General features: G+C 63.5%; 17 protein-coding genes. 7 read left to right on the forward strand and 10 right to left on the reverse strand.

Going from position 1 to position 15,918, the window contains the following annotated elements; all coding sequences use genetic code 11:
- Window positions 1–708 (forward strand): helicase-related protein (locus tag Q7U29_RS09070; protein ID WP_304740593.1); only part of this gene is annotated, 708 nt, incomplete at its 5' end.
- A gap of 172 nt (window positions 709–880) precedes the next feature.
- Here Q7U29_RS09070 and Q7U29_RS09075 read toward each other — a convergent pair.
- A complete protein-coding gene (locus Q7U29_RS09075; protein ID WP_304740595.1) occupies window positions 881–1,372 on the reverse strand; it encodes a septal ring lytic transglycosylase RlpA family protein in 492 nt (163 codons plus the stop codon).
- Window positions 1,373–1,727: 355 nt separating this feature from the next.
- Here Q7U29_RS09075 and Q7U29_RS09080 point away from each other — a divergent pair, with 355 nt between their 5' ends.
- The 6 genes from Q7U29_RS09080 to Q7U29_RS09105 all read left to right on the forward strand — a co-directional run bounded on the left by Q7U29_RS09080 (window position 1,728) and on the right by Q7U29_RS09105 (window position 7,105).
- The gene (locus Q7U29_RS09080; protein ID WP_304740597.1) at window positions 1,728–1,943 is read left to right on the forward strand and encodes a hypothetical protein; all 216 of its coding nucleotides are present in this window, start codon (window positions 1,728–1,730) and stop codon (window positions 1,941–1,943) included.
- A gap of 83 nt (window positions 1,944–2,026) precedes the next feature.
- Entirely contained in the window at window positions 2,027–2,587 is a 561-nt protein-coding gene (locus Q7U29_RS09085) for a F0F1 ATP synthase subunit delta (protein WP_304740598.1), read from the forward strand.
- On the forward strand, window positions 2,587–4,116 hold the full coding sequence (atpA, locus tag Q7U29_RS09090) for a F0F1 ATP synthase subunit alpha (RefSeq protein ID WP_304740600.1): 1,530 nt from the start codon (window positions 2,587–2,589) through the stop codon (window positions 4,114–4,116). Before Q7U29_RS09085 ends, atpA begins: the two co-directional genes overlap by 1 nt.
- A gap of 148 nt (window positions 4,117–4,264) precedes the next feature.
- Entirely contained in the window at window positions 4,265–5,143 is an 879-nt protein-coding gene (locus tag Q7U29_RS09095) for a F0F1 ATP synthase subunit gamma (RefSeq protein WP_304740602.1), read from the forward strand.
- A 27-nt stretch (window positions 5,144–5,170) separates the two neighbouring features.
- Window positions 5,171–6,613, forward strand: a complete 1,443-nt coding sequence (gene atpD, locus Q7U29_RS09100; RefSeq protein WP_304740604.1) for a F0F1 ATP synthase subunit beta — start codon at window positions 5,171–5,173, stop codon at window positions 6,611–6,613.
- 84 nt (window positions 6,614–6,697) lie between these two features.
- Complete coding sequence (locus tag Q7U29_RS09105) at window positions 6,698–7,105, forward strand: F0F1 ATP synthase subunit epsilon (protein WP_304740606.1); 408 nt, start codon at window positions 6,698–6,700, stop codon at window positions 7,103–7,105.
- 263 nt (window positions 7,106–7,368) lie between these two features.
- Here the strand turns inward: Q7U29_RS09105 and Q7U29_RS09110 are convergent, their stop codons facing one another.
- The 9 genes from Q7U29_RS09110 to Q7U29_RS09150 form a co-directional block, all read right to left on the reverse strand.
- Window positions 7,369–7,869 (reverse strand): RNA pyrophosphohydrolase, encoded by a 501-nt coding sequence (locus Q7U29_RS09110; protein ID WP_304740608.1) that lies wholly within the window; start codon window positions 7,867–7,869, stop codon window positions 7,369–7,371.
- Between the two features lie 6 nt (window positions 7,870–7,875).
- Complete coding sequence (locus tag Q7U29_RS09115) at window positions 7,876–8,379, reverse strand: RNA pyrophosphohydrolase (RefSeq protein WP_304740610.1); 504 nt, start codon at window positions 8,377–8,379, stop codon at window positions 7,876–7,878.
- Window positions 8,380–8,466: 87 nt separating this feature from the next.
- Window positions 8,467–9,660 (reverse strand): divergent polysaccharide deacetylase family protein, encoded by a 1,194-nt coding sequence (locus Q7U29_RS09120; protein WP_304740612.1) that lies wholly within the window; start codon window positions 9,658–9,660, stop codon window positions 8,467–8,469.
- A 181-nt stretch (window positions 9,661–9,841) separates the two neighbouring features.
- Entirely contained in the window at window positions 9,842–11,197 is a 1,356-nt protein-coding gene (locus Q7U29_RS09125; protein WP_304740614.1) for a S41 family peptidase, read from the reverse strand.
- Complete coding sequence (locus Q7U29_RS09130) at window positions 11,194–12,558, reverse strand: murein hydrolase activator EnvC (RefSeq protein WP_370691720.1); 1,365 nt, start codon at window positions 12,556–12,558, stop codon at window positions 11,194–11,196. Before Q7U29_RS09130 ends, Q7U29_RS09125 begins: the two co-directional genes overlap by 4 nt.
- 18 nt (window positions 12,559–12,576) lie before the next feature.
- On the reverse strand, window positions 12,577–13,059 hold the full coding sequence (rlmH, locus tag Q7U29_RS09135) for a 23S rRNA (pseudouridine(1915)-N(3))-methyltransferase RlmH (protein WP_304740624.1): 483 nt from the start codon (window positions 13,057–13,059) through the stop codon (window positions 12,577–12,579).
- A gap of 109 nt (window positions 13,060–13,168) precedes the next feature.
- Complete coding sequence (gene rsfS / locus Q7U29_RS09140; RefSeq protein WP_304740618.1) at window positions 13,169–13,522, reverse strand: ribosome silencing factor; 354 nt, start codon at window positions 13,520–13,522, stop codon at window positions 13,169–13,171.
- A 226-nt stretch (window positions 13,523–13,748) separates the two neighbouring features.
- Complete coding sequence (locus tag Q7U29_RS09145; RefSeq protein ID WP_304740620.1) at window positions 13,749–14,387, reverse strand: nicotinate-nucleotide adenylyltransferase; 639 nt, start codon at window positions 14,385–14,387, stop codon at window positions 13,749–13,751.
- 217 nt (window positions 14,388–14,604) lie between these two features.
- Window positions 14,605–15,846: a glutamate-5-semialdehyde dehydrogenase gene (locus tag Q7U29_RS09150; RefSeq protein ID WP_304740622.1), complete on the reverse strand. Its 1,242-nt coding sequence runs from the start codon at window positions 15,844–15,846 to the stop codon at window positions 14,605–14,607.
- Between the last annotated feature and the right edge of the window lie 72 nt (window positions 15,847–15,918).

Genomic DNA, 15,918 nt, shown 5'->3' on the forward strand with positions numbered 1-15,918 from the left:
CGCCTGCAGGAAGAAGCCGCGCAATTGTTTCCGGACGCGCGCACCATGGTGCTGTCGAGCGACCTCATCACCTCGATCGAGACCATGCGCAGCGAGTTGAACGAGATCGCGGCCGGGCGCGTGGACATCATCATCGGAACGCAGCTGGTGGCAAAAGGCCATAATTTTCCGCGCCTCAATCTGGTCGGCGTGATCGACGCCGATCTGGGCCTCAGCAACGGCGATCCGCGCGCCGCCGAGCGGACCTTCCAGTTGCTCAACCAGGTGATCGGCCGCGCCGGCCGCGAGCAGGGCCGCGGCGTCGGCTATTTGCAGACCCATCAGCCCGAACATCCCGTGATGAAAGCGCTGGTGGCCTGCGATCGCGAGGCGTTCTACGCCAGCGAGATCGACGCGCGCGAACGATCAGGCTATCCGCCGTTCGGCCGGCTCGCCAGCCTGATCATTTCGGCGGGCGACCGCCCCACCGCGGAAGGTTTTGCGCGAAAACTGGCGGCGATCGCGCCGATCGACGAACGGATCCACGTGCTGGGTCCCGCCGAAGCGCCGCTCGCCGTGATCAAGGGCCGCTATCGCTTCCGGCTATTGGTAAAGTCGCTGCGCAATGTCGACCTGTCGGAATATCTGCGCGAATGGCTGGCTGCGGCGCCGAAGACCAAAGGCACGCTCAAGCTCGAGGTCGACGTCGATCCGCAGAGTTTCTTGTAGACAGGTGATTGCGCTCGCAATGACGCTGAGAGGGCGGCGCGCACAAAAAAAGCCTGCCGTCATGGGTGACGGCAGGCTCTGCTTCGGCACGCAGGAAACTCTGCGGCCGTACTCTGACGCAACGCTTACTGAACTTTCAGGAAACGATGGGCGCTCAAAACGCCCGAAGCGGTTACATGACCTCGGCGACCACTCGGCCGACGCCGCGGCTGGTCAGACCGACGGCGCGCGCAGCGCCGGTCGACAGGTCGAGCACGCGTCCCTTGATGAACGGGCCGCGGTCATTGATGGTGACGACGACGCTCTGGCTGCCATGGGTGACCTTCACCCTGGTGCCGAACGGCAGGGAGCGGTGAGCGGCGGTCATGGCGTTCTGGTTGAAGCGCTGGCCCGACGCGGTCTTGCTGCCGGACTCGTTGCCATAGAAGGAAGCCATTCCCGAGAAGCTGCGTCCGGAACCGGACGAAGGCGCGATCGCCGCATTGGCGTTGAGCAGGGACGCCTTCGATTTGGCCCCGTGGTGGGAATGATGATGGTGATGTTTTTTGGATTTGGCGGCGGCTTCGGTGACGCCTGCGCCGAGCAGGAGAGTTGCGGCGAAAAGAGCTAGCGCCGTGCGCGACCGGGTTATTTTTCCCAGTGTCGGGTTATTGGAAGTCAGCATACAAACAGTCCCTCAAGATAGTAATGCCACATATGTGGCAAGTGGAACCCCCGTCCCAATGTGAGTGGCTGCCGTTTGGTGGGCTAATAAGGCGTAAGCTGGGCAGTAGTCCGTTTTCTATTCAACCTGAAACATCTTGTGACCTAATTCAGGTAATCAATAAATGTTCCGTAATCTTACGGGTTAATAATTTATTTACCATTTATTACTTTGAAATACTGGCAAGCAAAGTCATCGTCAGTCCCGGCGGGGATTGCGCAAGTAATGACCAGCACTGAATGGCTCGGGAGCCGCTGCCGTTCCTGCCGGTCAGTCATGGGAGCCATGCAGCTGCCGCAGGGACGAATGGGTACTCATGAGCAGCGCGCTGGCGGCAGGAAGGATGGCCGCCAAATTTGCGGCGCCGGATTCGCCGCAAAATGCCTTCGGCGATCACGTCAAAAGAACCTGCGACAAGGCATCGCCAGTCGCCGCGGTCATGTTGCACCTGCGCTCTTGCTATGTTAGCAAAGCCGCGATTTTAACGAGCCCGGTGCTGTCAGTGCCGGTCGTAAATCGAAGTCCCGCTTGAATTCCAAGGGCTTGGATCGCTAGGCGCCGCATCGTGGCGACGGTTTTTCCCTTGCGAGTTTGACAGCAAAAAAGAGCGTGCCAGTGGCTGCTGAAGATCCGTCGGTTTCGGGAGTGTCCGGTCGTTACGCAACGGCTCTGTTCGAGCTGGCGCGCGATGAAAAATCCATCGATGCGGTCAAGGCCGATCTCGAAAAATTCGAGGCCATGCTGGCCGATAGCACCGATCTGAAGCGGCTGGTCCGCAGCCCGGTTTTCTCGGCGGGCGAGCAGTCGCGGGCGCTGGCCGCCGTGCTCGACAAAGCAGGAATTTCGGGCGTTGCCGCCAGGTTCCTCAAGGTCCTTACCGCCAACCGCCGGCTGTTCGCCGTCACCGACGTGATCCGCGCGTTCCGCGCGCTGGTGGCGAAGTTCAAGGGCGAGGCCACCGCCGACGTGACGGTCGCCGAAAAGCTCAGTGACAAGAATCTCGACGCCCTGAAGACCGCCCTGAAATCGGTAACGGGCAAGGACGTCGCGCTCAACGTGAATGTCGATCCCTCGATCATCGGTGGCCTGGTCGTCAAGCTTGGCAGCCGCATGGTGGATAGTTCGCTTCGCACCAAACTCAATTCGATCAAGCACGCGATGAAAGAGGCAGGCTGATGGACATCCGCGCCGCGGAAATTTCCGCGATCCTCAAGGACCAGATCAAGAATTTCGGCCAGGAGGCTGAGGTTTCCGAAGTCGGACAGGTGTTGTCCGTCGGCGACGGCATTGCCCGCGTCTACGGCCTCGACAACGTCCAGGCCGGCGAAATGGTCGAATTCGAGAACGGCACCCGCGGCATGGCGCTGAACCTCGAAACCGACAACGTCGGCATCGTGATCTTCGGCGCCGACCGCGAGATCAAGGAAGGCCAGACCGTCAAGCGCACCCGCGCCATCGTCGATACGCCGGTCGGCAAGGGCCTGCTCGGCCGCGTCGTCGACGCGCTCGGCAATCCGATCGACGGCAAGGGCCCGATCCAGGCCGACAAGCGCATGCGCGTCGACGTCAAGGCGCCCGGCATCATCCCGCGCAAATCGGTCAACGAGCCGATGGCAACCGGCCTGAAGGCGATCGACGCCCTGATCCCGGTCGGCCGCGGCCAGCGCGAGCTGATCATCGGTGACCGTCAGACCGGCAAGACCGCGATCGCGCTCGACACCATTCTGAACCAGAAGCCGCTCAACGCGCAGACCGACGAGAAGATCAAGCTGTATTGCGTCTATGTCGCGATCGGCCAGAAGCGCTCCACGGTCGCCCAGTTCGTCAAGGTGCTCGAAGAGCAGGGTGCGCTGGAATATTCGATCATCGTCGCGGCCACTGCGTCCGATCCGGCACCGATGCAGTACATCGCGCCGTTCACCGGCTGCACCATGGGCGAATATTTCCGCGACAACGGCATGCACGCCGTCATCATCTATGACGATCTGTCGAAGCAGGCCGTCGCCTACCGCCAGATGTCGCTGTTGCTGCGCCGTCCGCCGGGCCGCGAAGCCTATCCCGGCGACGTGTTCTATCTGCATTCCCGCCTGCTCGAGCGCGCCGCCAAGCTCAACGACTCCCAGGGCTCGGGCTCGCTGACGGCGCTGCCGATCATCGAAACCCAGGCCAACGACGTGTCGGCCTACATCCCGACCAACGTGATCTCGATTACCGACGGCCAGATCTTCCTGGAAACCGACCTGTTCTTCCAGGGCATCCGTCCGGCGGTGAACGTCGGCCTGTCGGTGTCGCGCGTCGGATCGTCGGCGCAGACCAAGGCGATGAAGAAGGTCGCCGGCAAGATCAAGGGCGAGCTGGCGCAGTACCGCGAAATGGCGGCGTTCGCGCAGTTCGGAAGCGATCTCGACGCCTCGACGCAGCGCCTGCTGAACCGCGGTTCGCGCCTCACCGAGCTCCTGAAGCAGCCGCAGTTCTCGCCGCTGAAGATGGAAGAGCAGGTCGTGGTGATCTACGCCGGCGTCAACGGCTATCTCGACACGCTGCCGGTCGCCAAGGTCCGCAGCTTCGAAGACGGCCTCTTGTCGCTGCTGCGCGGCAAGAACGTCGACATCCTCAATACCATCCGCGACAGCCGCGATCTCAGCGACGATACCGCCGCCAAGCTCAAGGCCGTGGTCGAGAGTTACGCCAAGACGTTTGCTTAAAAAATGCCGTCATGGCCGGGCTTGACCCGGCCATCCACGTCTTGGGGCGTGGATGACGGCAAGACGTGGATGCCCGGCACAAGGCCGGGCATGACGAACGAAGGGTTTGCGGTCAGATCGAGTATCGGATCGCCGGGGTGAACTGAGAATGGCTTCACTGAAAGACATGCGGGTCCGCATCGCCTCCACCAAGGCGACGCAGAAGATCACCAAGGCCATGCAGATGGTCGCAGCCTCCAAGCTGCGCCGCGCGCAGAGCGCCGCCGAGGCGGCGCGGCCCTATGCCGAAAAAATGGATGCGGTGATTTCCAACATCGCCAGCGCCGCCGCCGGTTCGCCCGGCGCCCCGGCGCTGCTGGCCGGCACCGGCAAGGATCATGTGCACCTGTTCCTGGTCTGCACCGGCGAGCGCGGCCTGTCCGGCGCGTTCAACTCGTCGATCGTGCGGCTCGCCCGCGAGCGCGCGCTGGCGCTGATGAACCAGGGCAAGGAAGTCAAGTTCTTTTGCGTCGGCCGCAAAGGCTTCGAGCAATTGCGACGCACCTTCGAGCGGCAGATCGTCGAAAACGTCGAATTGCGCTCGGTCCGCCAGCTCGGTTTCGTCAACGCCGAGGATATCGCAAAGAAGGTCATCGCGCGCTTCGGTGCCGGCGAGTTCGACGTCTGCACGCTGTTCTATTCGCGCTTCAAGTCGGTGATCTCGCAGATCCCGACCGCACAGCAGATCATTCCGCTGGTCGTGGAAGCGCCCGCCGCCAATGCCGGTCCGGCGACATCCTACGAGTACGAGCCGGAAGAAGACGAGATCCTGAGCGGCCTGCTGCCGCGCAATCTGGCGGTGCAGATTTTCCGCGCGCTGCTGGAAAACAATGCTTCGTTCTACGGCGCGCAGATGAGCGCGATGGACAACGCCACCCGCAACGCCGGCGACATGATCCGCAAGCAGACCCTTATCTACAACCGCACCCGTCAGGCGATGATCACCAAGGAGCTGATCGAGATCATCTCCGGCGCCGAGGCGCTTTAAGTTTTCGGACTTCAAGGAGAGAGTTTTATGGCTACACCCGCCAACCAGACCGGACGCGTCACGCAAGTCATCGGCGCCGTCGTTGACGTGCAGTTCGAAGGACATCTGCCGGCGATTCTCAGCGCCATCACCACCATGAACGGAACCAACCGTCTGGTGCTCGAGGTTGCGCAGCATCTCGGCGAATCCACGGTGCGCACCATCGCGATGGACACCACCGAGGGTCTGGTCCGCGGCCAGGAAGTCAACGACACCGGCAGCCCGATCCAGGTGCCGGTCGGCGCCGGCACGCTGGGCCGCATCATGAACGTGATCGGCCAGCCGATCGACGAAGGCGGTCCGATCGCCTCCGAAGGCCTGCGCCCGATCCATGCGGAAGCGCCGACCTATACCGACCAGGCCACCGAAGCTGAAATTCTCGTCACCGGCATCAAGGTCGTCGACCTGCTGGCGCCCTACGCCAAGGGCGGCAAGATCGGCCTGTTCGGCGGCGCCGGCGTCGGCAAGACCGTGCTGATTCAGGAACTGATCAACAACGTCGCGAAGGCGCATGGCGGCAACTCGGTGTTCGCCGGCGTCGGCGAGCGAACCCGCGAAGGCAACGACCTCTATCACGAGTTCATCGAGTCCAAGGTCAATGCCGATCCGCATAATCCCGACCCGAGCGTCAAGTCGAAATGCGCCCTGGTGTTCGGCCAGATGAACGAGCCGCCCGGCGCCCGCATGCGCGTCGCGCTGTCGGGTCTCACGGTAGCCGAGCATTTCCGCGATCAGGGCCAGGACGTGCTGTTCTTCATCGACAACATCTTCCGCTTCACCCAGGCAGGCTCCGAAGTGTCGGCGCTGCTCGGCCGTATTCCTTCCGCGGTGGGCTATCAGCCGACGCTGGCCACCGACATGGGCGCGCTGCAGGAGCGCATCACCACCACGCACAAGGGTTCGATCACCTCGGTGCAGGCGATCTACGTGCCGGCCGACGACTTGACCGATCCCGCGCCCGCCACCTCGTTCGCGCATCTTGACGCCACCACGGTGCTGAACCGCGCGATCTCGGAAAAGGGCATCTATCCCGCGGTCGACCCGCTCGACTCCACCTCGCGCATGCTGTCGCCGCTGATCGTCGGCGAGGAGCACTACCAGACCGCGCGTATGGTCCAGCAGGTGCTGCAGCGCTACAAGTCGCTGCAGGACATCATCGCCATTCTCGGCATGGACGAATTGTCGGAAGAGGACAAGATCGCGGTCGCCCGCGCCCGCAAGATCGAGCGCTTCCTGTCGCAGCCGTTCCACGTCGCCGAAATCTTCACGGGTTCGCCGGGCAAGTTCGTCGACCTCGCCGACACCATCAAGGGTTTCCGCGCCATCTGCGAAGGCAAGTACGATCACCTTCCGGAAGCCGCCTTCTACATGGTCGGCGCCATCGAGGAAGCCGTCGAAAAGGGCAAGAAGCTCGCGGCGGAAGCAGCTTAAGGGGCAAATGGCGTATGGGGAGTAGCGAATAGCTCCTCTCCCTTCGCCACTCGCTATTCGCCACACACCATTCGCAGGTTCTTCATGGCTACCTTCCACTTCGATCTCGTCTCGCCCGAAAAACTCGCTTTCTCCGGCGAGGTCGATCAGGTCGACGTGCCCGGCATCGAGGGCGATTTCGGCGTGCTCGCCGGCCATGCGCCCGTGGTGGCCGCGATCCGCCCGGGCATCCTGACGGTGACGTCAGGCGGCACGCAGCAGAAGATCATCGTGCTCGGCGGCCTCGCCGAGGTCTCCGAAAAGGGCCTCACGGTGCTGGCCGACGTCGCGACCTCGATCGAGGATCTGGACCGGGCGCAGCTCGCCGACATCATCGCCGAGATGGAAGCCAAGCTCGCCGAAAAAGACGGCGAGGGACTCGATCGCGAGATTGCGCGGCTCGATCATTTCAAGAGCATCCAGCATCAGCTCAGCGCAACCGCGATGCACTAGGGTCCGATCAGCTCGGAATCCGACCCGTCGTTTAGCCCTTCACCGAGCACATTCTTTCCCGAAAACCGCTTTCGGCTTTTCGGGCTCAGTCCCGGTGCCGGTCGCGCCCCGCTCGCACGCCCTCGCCCGCTTGCGGGGGTGGGTTGGGGTGGGGGTGTCTCCGCAAGTGCCGGCGCCAGCGGATAGAGTTCCCCCACCCGCCGCGCTTCGCGCGTCGACCTCCCCCGCAAGCGGGAGAGGTAAGAAAAAGCCAAGCCGCTTCGTTACCGGGCGAACTTAGCGAACTCCCGCGCCACCGTCCGGTACACCTCGCGCCGGAACGGCACCACGAGATCGGCGACGCGGTCGAGTCCTTCCCAGCGCCACTGGTCGAATTCTGCCGGCTGGTCGTTGCGCGGCGTCAAGGGATCGATGTCGGCGTCGTCTCCCGCAAAGCGCAGCGCGAACCATTTCTGGCGCTGGCCGCGGAATTTTGCCAGCCGGTGCGACGGTGGTCCGTCATAGGCCGGAAACTCGTAGGTCAGCCAGCCGGTTTCGCCGAGATAGTTGGCGTGCCTGACGCCGGTCTCTTCCCATAATTCGCGCATCACCGCGTCGCGCGGATTCTCGTCGGCGTCGATGCCGCCCTGCGGCATCTGCCATTCCAGGCCAGGAAGAATGATCTCCGGTCCGTCGTCCCTGAAACGCCGTCCGATCAGAACCTGACCGGCGTCGTTGAACAGCGCGATGCCCACATTGGGGCGATAGGGTTTGCTCTCGGACATCCGAACCTAGCTGCCGGCCAGGTCGGAAAATTCCTTTACCACGCGCTCATAGACCGGGCGCTTGAACGGAACGATCAAATTGGGCAGATTCTTCATCGGCTCCCAGCGCCAGTTGACGAACTCCGCCTTGTGGCCGCCGCCGGGGCTCGCGACATTGATCTCATTGTCCTTGCCGGTGAAGCGGACCGCGAACCATTTCTGGCGCTGGCCGCGATAGCGTCCCTTCCAGGTGCGGCCGGCCACGGTGCGCGGAATGTCGTAGATCAGCCAGTCCTGGATCTCGCCGAGCTTCTCGACCGAGCGGACGCTGGTTTCCTCGTAGAGTTCGCGCTTCGCCGCCTCCCAGGTGTCCTCGCCGGGATCGACGCCGCCCTGCGGCATCTGCCAGACGTGGGTCTCGTCGACATGTTCGATGCCGCCGGCGCGGCGACCGATAAAGACGAGCCCCGCTGCGTTGATCAGCATCATGCCGACGCATGTCCGATAGGGCAGGTCTTCGTAGCGCGCCATTCCGTTCAAGCCCTTTGCAAACCTCTTGCAGTCACTGGTGTTGAGCTGGCGGCACGACCCCGGGTCCGAAGCCGCGCCAGCCGGTCATCAGCCCGATCTTGATTTCAGCATCGCCGTTGTCAATGGCACAAGCATGATGCCACGGCTCTCGAGTGCCTTGCTCCAGACGCCGATCCGCTCGATCGAAATCGGCAGCGCCGAGGCGACGCCGATGGCGGTCCCGCGCTCCTTCGCCAGACTCTCCAGCTTGGCGAGCGCCCGGTCGATCTCCGCCGCGGTAGGCACCGCGTCGATGGCGAAATCGGCCTTGGCGAACGGCATCGCCTGGGCCGCCGCCAGAGCCGGCGCGGTGGAGCGCGGCGCCGAGCCGTCGTCGAGATAGCCGAGCCCGCGCTTGGCGGCCTCGCGGATGATCGGCTGCATCACGGCGTCGGTGACGACGAAACGCGCGCCCATGAAATTGGCGATTCCGGCATAGCCCTGAAAGCGGCTGAGATGCCAGTACAGCCGGTCCAGATTGGCATCGGCCGAAAGCGTCGTGAGCAGGGTTTGCGGACCGGGGTCGTTGTCGGGATAGTCGAACGGCTCCATCGGAATCTGCAGCAGAATCTCGTGACGCTGCGCGCGCGCCCGTTCGGCCAGTTTGGAGGGATCCGAGCCGTAGGGCGTAAACGCCAGCGTCACCGCGGATGGCAGCTTCATGATCGCGTCGGTGGTCTTGGCCGCGCCGACCCCGAGGCCGGCGACGACGATCGACACCACGGGCATTTTGGCCGCCTTGGCACGGTCGGTTTCGGCGGCGTAAACGGTGAAGGGCTTTTGGCCTTCGAACATGGTCGGGATCATGCCGTAGCGTGATTTTTCAAGCAGGCGCTGTTCCACCCCGGCCATCATGGCGGGCGCCTTGTCGGCGGCGTCGCCGCCGATCACGACATCCTGGCGCTTGCCGCTGGAGCCGTCGATGATGGTGACGGTCTTTTGCTCGGCTGATGCTGCCTGTTTGGAAGCGGATTTGGCGGGCTCGGCGACGCCCGGGGGCGCCATGGCGGATTTTTCGCCCTGGCCGGGCGGCGTGGCTGGTGGACGCAGCGCGATGCGCACCACCGGCTCGCCGCCCAGCGGATTGTCGCCGAAGATGGCGAAGCCCGCAAAGACAGCCAGAAACAGACCCAGCAAGCCGGCAAGTGCCTGAATACCGGTAAACGGCAGCCGGAAACGGCGCTTCCGGCGCGCCGTCTGCTGTCCGAGCGGTGTGCTCAGATCGTCGGCCGTCTCTGCCATAGGTCTCCCCGAATCAACGGGGTCGACGATACCACGGCGAGGCGAGACCGCGGCAGATGCGCTACGCCGAGCGTCCGGCGAAAGACGCAGTCAGGACGCGGCCGGGAACCGGTGGAGCCCTCCAGCAAAAAGGGCGGCCCGAAGGCCGCCCTGTTCGCAAATCCCCGTGAGAGGGGCCCAATCAGTTCGCCACCTTGCTGGCGGGCTTGTCGATCGCTGCCTTGTCGCCGGTCGGCGCGCTGGCATTGACCTTGATGCCGTGCAGCAGGTCGGCTGCCATCTTCAGGGCCTTGTCGTTCTTGGCGTCCGGCGGCACGTAGGATTGCGAGCCGGTCTTCTCGTCGCCCTCGGACTTCAGATGGCCGCGCAGTGAGGCCTCGCCCTTGGTGTCGGTTCGCGACTTCAATTCGTCCGGCACGTCCTGCAGTACCTCGATATCGGGAACGATGCCCTTGGCCTGGATCGATTTGCCCGATGGCGTGAAGTAGCGCGCGGTGGTGAGACGCAGCGCGCCGTTGCCGCTTCCGAGCGGAATGATGGTCTGCACCGAGCCCTTGCCGAACGAGCGGGTGCCGACCAGCGTCGCCCGCTTGTGGTCCTGCAACGCGCCGGCGACGATTTCCGATGCCGATGCCGAACCGCCATTGATCAGAACGATCACCGGCTTGCCCTTGGTCAGGTCGCCCGCATGGGCGGCGCGGCGCTGGGTTTCCTCGGCATTGCGGCCGCGGGTCGAAACGATCTCGCCGCGCTCGAGGAAGGCGTCGGAAACGGTCACCGCTTCTTCCAGCAATCCGCCGGGATTGTTGCGCATGTCGATGATGAAGCCCTTCAGCTTGTCGGCACCGATCTGCGTGGTGAGGTTGCCGATTTCCCGCTTCAGGCCTTCGGTGGTCTGCTCGTTGAAGGTGGTGATGCGGATATAGCCGATATCGTCGCTCTCGGTGCGGGCGCGGACCGAACGGACGCGGATGTTGTCGCGCACCAGGGTGACCTCGATCGGATTGTCCTGGCCCTTGCGGATGATCTTCAGCCGGATCTTGGTGTTGACCGGGCCGCGCATCTTCTCGACCGCCTGATTGAGGGTGAGGCCCTGCACGGCTTCATCGTCAAGGTTGGTGATGATGTCGTTGGCCATCACGCCGGCCTTGGAGGCGGGCGTGTCGTCGATCGGCGAGACCACCTTGATCAGGCCGTCTTCCATCGTGACTTCGATGCCGAGACCGCCGAATTCGCCGCGGGTCTGCACCTGCATGTCGCGGAAGCTCTTGGCGTCCATGTAGCTGGAATGCGGATCGAGGCCGGTCAGCATGCCGCTGATGGCGGATTCGACCAGCTTGCCGTCGTCGGGCTTCTCGACATAGTCGCTGCGAACCCGCTCGAACACATCGCCGAACAGATTGAGCTGGCGATAGGTGTCCGATGTCGCGGCACGCGCGCTCGATCCCATCAGGACGGCGCGGGGCTGGGTCACGAACAGCGTCAATGCCGCGCCGGTCGCGGCGCTAAGGAGAATTACAGAAGTCTTGCGCATCATCCGCGAACCTTTTCGCCTTCATTTGCGGCCCACCATGGACCTGAATCGATTGGAGTGCCGTCCTTGCGAAACTCGACATAGAGCACGGGCTGACTCGCATTGGTGGCAAGGATGGATGCAACCTGGGATCTCGTTCCCATGGTCGCGACCGGCTCCCCCGTAAGTACAAACTGGCCGATGTTAACCGAAATGCGCTCCATCCCGGCGATCAACACATGATACCCGCCCCCGGCGTTGAGGATCAAGAGTTGTCCGTAGCTGCGGAACGGTCCGGCGTAAACAACCCAGCCGTCACACGGTGTTGTGACCTGGGCGCCGACCCGGGTTGCCAAAGAAATGCCTTTTTCTACGCCGCCTGCACCGTCGGAACCGCCAAATTCGCGAATCTTGCTGCCATTAACCGGCATTGCGAATAAGCCCTTGGCGGACGCAAAGGCAATGGCCGGGCTCATCCGGGCGGGGTCCTTCAGCGCCCCCAGATTGGGCTTGCCGGTCGGTGCGCCCTGCAGATTGGCGGTCGCGGCCGCTTTCGCGGCACTCTTCAGATCCTGCTCCATTTTGCCGATCAGGCCCTGCAGGCTGTCGACCTGTTTGGAGAGGGCGATGGCGCGGGCGCCCTCCGCCTCCATGTCCTTTTCGGTCGCGCTCTGCTTGCGCTGGCGTTCCTCGACCAGGGCGGCCATCCGGGTCTGGTCGTCCCGCAGCTTGTCGCGGTCGGAAGCAAGCCGGTCGCGCTCGGTGGCGATGGTCTTGCGCAACGCCACCAGCTCGGCGAGGTCGCTGGCCAGTTTCTCCGCGCGCCCGCGCAGTTCGGGGACCACGGATCCCAGCAGCATGGCGGTACGCAGCGATTGCAGCGCGTCTTCCGGTCGCACCAGCAGCGCCGGCGGCGTGCGCCTTCCCGCGCGCTGCAGCGCCGCCAGCACTTCGATGATTTCGGAACGGCGCGAGTCCAGCGAACCGCGCATTTGCTGCTCGCGGCTGTCGAGCGGGCGGAGCCGGGCTTCGGCATCGCCGATCCTTGTCTCGACGCCGCGCACCTGGGCGGCGATGTCGATCAGCTGCGCATTGAGCTTGCTGCGATCCTGTCCGATCGCCGCGATATCGGCCTTGAGCTTCGCCTGCAATTCCGCGGCGCTCTTCTGCTGCGCGCGGGTGGCTTCGAGTTCCTGCTCGCGCTGCTTGATGGCGTCGGGCGAAGTTGCGACGGTCTGCGGCGGGGTTGCTGCGACCTGGGCGGCCGCGGGCTCAAGGTGGAGGCCGGCCGTCAGCAATGCGATGGAAAGCGGTATGCGGACCGAACACAGCTGACCGCGACGGACGGTGCCTGGGTACGATTGAATGTTCCGCGTTGGCTGCATCAATCCGATCGGTGCTCTCTAGGCGCGGTGATAGGGGTGGCCCGCCAAAATGGTCGCGGCCCGGTAAATCTGTTCCAGAAGCATCACGCGAACCATCTGGTGCGGCCAGGTCGCGGCGCCGAACGCAACGCAGAGTTTAGCCTTGCGCCGCAAATCGGGCGAAAGTCCGTCCGCGCCGCCTATCGCGAAAATAGTGTTGGCGAGGCCCTCGTCGCGCCAGCGGCCAAGATGCCGGGCGAAGGCGGCGCTGTCGATGTTGTCGCCGTGCTCATCCAGCGCCACCAGCACGGATTTCTCCGGGATTGCGGCCGAAATCGCCGCGGCTTCCTCGGATATCCGGGTTGCGGCGTCGCGCGCGCGGCTTTCCGGGATTTCATGAATCTCGAGCCCGCGGAAGCCGAGTTTGCGGCCGATGTCGCCGAACCGCTCGCGATACCGCTCAGCGAGTTCCCGCTCCGGACCTTGCTTCAGCCGGCCGATTGAGACGACGACGAGGCGCATATCTGCATTTCCACGCGCATTCGCGCGTCCACGCGCGTCGGCGCGCCGCACGCTACCGTGCGCTCAGCCGATCTGCATCGGCGCAACCGATCGGCCCAAACCGATCGGTCTACGTCGCCGCCGCCGTCGGGCCCTGGGTCCACAATCTCTCGAGATTGTAGAATTCGCGCACTTCGGGTCGGAATACGTGCACGATCACGTCGCCGGAATCGATCAGCACCCAGTCGCAATTGGGCAAGCCCTCGATGTGAAGCTTCTTGATTCCGTTTTCCTTGAGGCCCTTGGCGACATTTTCCGCGATCGCGCCGACATGCCGGTTGGCCCGGCCGGTCGTGACGATCATGTAGTCGGAAAATGCCGATTTGCCGCGAAGGTCGATGGTGACCGTTTCTTCCGCCTTCATGTCGTCGAGGCGGGAGAGGATCAGGTTCAGGGTCTTGTCGGCGTCGGGTAGCGCCTTCAAGGCGACAGCTTTGGTCGATGTCTTACGCGCGGTTTTGGGTGCGGTTTTTTCGGCCGTTTTCGCAACCTTGGGTAAAACAGACTTGGACAATACAGATGTGGTCAGGGACCATTCCTTTCACTGTATCGCGAACACCGAATCTTGGCATCCACGGGCTATTCTAGGCATGTGGGGTTAATGGTTTCAATATTCCAGTGAACCCCGGCTCTCACTTCGACTCCGACTGTTACTTCTTTGCCTTCCAGCTGCCGTCCGGGTTCCGCAGGCCGGTCGATGACAGGTTCAGCTTCATGCCGGTCAGAAACACCCAGGCCGGCGCGCGCTGGTCGGCCAGCCGGCCTGCCTGATTCTCGGGCAGGCGATAGCGCGCCAGCGCCTGGGCCGCGGGTGCTGCGAGCGCACGAAAGCTTTGCGGCGGACGGTCGATCACCGCGATCGGCATCTCGGAGGCGATCCGCCGCCAGTTCTGCCAGCGGTGGAATTGCGCAAGGTTGTCGGCGCCCATGATCCAGATGAAGCGCAGGCCGGAAGCGCGGCGGCGCAGGTAGCTGACGGTATCGACAGTGTAGCGCGTTCCAATGACGGATTCGAGACAGCTGATATCGATGCGCGGATCATCGGCCATCTCTCGCGCCGCTTCGGCGCGCGCGTCGAGATCATGCAATCCGCCGTTTTCCTTGAGCGGATTGCCCGGAGTCACCAGCCACCAAACGCGGTCGAGCTTCAGACGCTTGATCGCGAACAGGCTGATGGCGCGATGCGCGAGATGCGGCGGATTGAACGAGCCGCCGAGCAGGCCGATGCGCATGCCGTTGCTGTAGAGCGGGATGGATTGGGCGACCGAAAGCGCTGCGACTGAGCTCAACGGGGCCACCGCGCCAGGAAGAAGCTGGGCAGGCCGCCTGCAACAACAAGACTGTCGTCGCCCGGCTTGACCGGGCGATCCATTACGCTGCGGCCTATCGGTTGAACCCGACCGTCTCTGGAATACTGGGTCGCCCGGTCAAGCCGGGCGATGACAGCGGTATTTGCCTCATTCATCAGGGCGGCCCCAAGCCGGTGCCGAATTTGCAAGAAGGCCTTCACGGCCGCGTCTGTCCGGTGCCGTGCACGCGATACTTGAAGCTGGTCAGTTGCTCGGCGCCGACAGGGCCGCGGGCGTGGAATTTGCCGGTGGCGATGCCGATTTCCGCGCCAAACCCGAACTCGCCGCCATCGGCGAACTGGGTCGAGGCATTGTGCATGACAATGGCGCTGTCGATCTGCGACAAAAAACGCTCCGCTGTTGGCGTGTCATCGGTGATGATGGATTCGGTGTGTTGCGAGCCATAGCGCCTTATATGCGCGATGGCTTCATCCACCCCGTCTACAATGCGAACGGAAATGATCGCGTCCAGATATTCCGTCGTCCAGTCGGCCTCGGCCACCGGTTTGACGCGCGGATCAAACGCCTGCACATCCTCCGCGCCGCGCACTTCGCAGCCAGCCCCGATCAGATCGGCTACCAGCGCCGGCAGATGCGTTGCCGCACAGCGGCGATCAATCAGCAAGGTTTCCGCCGCGCCGCAAATTCCGGTGCGCCGCATTTTGGCGTTGATCACAATCCTGCGCGCCATTTCCAGATCGGCCTTGCCATCCACATAGACATGCACCAGCCCATCCAGATGGCCCATCACCGGCACGCGGGCGTCGCGCGTCACGCGCTCGGTCAGGCTGCGCCCGCCACGCGGCACGATCACGTCAATATATTGCGTCATATTGCCCAGCATATAACCCACCGCCGCACGGTCGATGGTCGGCACCCGCTGCACCGCGCCTTCGGGAATTTTCGCGGCGTTCAGGCCTTCCACAATACAGTCATGAATGGCGCGGCTGGAATAATAGCTTTCCGAACCGCCGCGCAAAATCACCGCATTGCCCGCGCGCAGGCACAGGGCGGCCGCATCCGCCGTCACATTGGGGCGGCTTTCATAAATGATGCCGATCACGCCCAGCGGCACGCTGATCCGTTCAATATGCAGCCCATTGGGACGATCCCAGCCGGTCAGCACCTGGCCCACCGGATTGGGCATGGCGGCGATTTCATCCAGGCTGCGCACCATCGCGGCAATGCGCGCATCGTCCAGCTTCAGCCGGTCGAGCATCGAGGCGGGCAGGCCAGCCGCCTGCGCCGCCGCCATATCTTTTGCATTGGCTTTCAAAATCAGATCCACATTGGCGCGCATCGAGGCGGCGGCGCAATACAGTGCGGATTCCATCGCCTTGCCGTCCCGATTGGCCAGATGCGCGGCGGCTTCGCGCGCGCGGCGGCCGATTTCGTCCATGATGGTTGCGATTTCGATAGCGGAAAGCTCACGCGACGGCCTGGCGGAAGCCGCATCTGCCTTACGCTGCGG

This window comes from Bradyrhizobium sp., assembly GCF_030654605.1.
Classification (GTDB): domain Bacteria; phylum Pseudomonadota; class Alphaproteobacteria; order Rhizobiales; family Xanthobacteraceae; genus Bradyrhizobium.